The 230-nt window shown below is 36.5% G+C and carries 2 pseudogenes; both read right to left on the reverse strand.

Annotation, left to right across the window (positions count from 1 at the left end):
• Nucleotides 1-95 (reverse strand): annotated as a pseudogene (locus HMPREF2701_RS11690) (toxin PezT); the annotation flags it as partial.
• Nucleotides 95-230: pseudogene (locus HMPREF2701_RS11695) on the reverse strand (XRE family transcriptional regulator); the annotation flags it as partial. The pseudogenes HMPREF2701_RS11695 and HMPREF2701_RS11690, both read right to left, overlap by 1 nt.

Consider the following 230-nt stretch of genomic DNA (forward strand, 5'->3'; position numbering starts at 1 on the left):
GGTTGCTTACTGGACTTTTTTCCTCTTGTCAGTGAGCGAATGTTCCGCTCTAAAGCATGTTTGAATTCACTATCGGTATAATCTTGGATTTCCATTAGGCTACCATCCGTTTTTCAGATATCTCTAACATACGTTCAATTCCATCCAAATAACCGCTATATCTCTCTATTTCATCAAAAGTTTCTACTAAATAGATACTCGTATGAATCAAGTCAGATAGATCATCACTC

It is taken from the genome of Streptococcus sp. HMSC077D04, from assembly GCF_001808785.1.
Classification (GTDB): Bacteria; Bacillota; Bacilli; order Lactobacillales; family Streptococcaceae; genus Streptococcus; species Streptococcus mitis_BX.